We start from the raw sequence: 260 nt of genomic DNA on the forward strand, positions 1-260 counted from the left end.
CGAGCCGCACGGACGCCGCCGCCAGCGCCGGCAGGGGCGCAAGCTCCGCGGCTGCAAGCGCCTTGCGGGTGCGGCCCACCGCGGGGTCAAACGGCTCGATGCGGTCGGCCGATGGCACAAACGCCGTGGCCGGCTCGGGCGTGCCGCCCCCGCCGCACGCCGCCAGCCCCAGCGCGGCCGCCACGGCACCGATCCACTGCAGAGTTCTCGAGGTCGTCATGGCTGCCCTTTCCAGGTCACCCCGTCACGCACTTGGGCTC

At 75.4% G+C, this 260-nt stretch carries 1 pseudogene; it reads right to left on the reverse strand.

What is annotated here, in order from left to right:
• Positions 1 to 220: pseudogene (locus B2J89_RS22240) on the reverse strand (hypothetical protein); the annotation flags it as partial.
• Positions 221 to 260: the final 40 nt, after the last annotated feature.

The sequence above is a fragment of the Acidovorax sp. SRB_24 genome, from assembly GCF_012931925.1.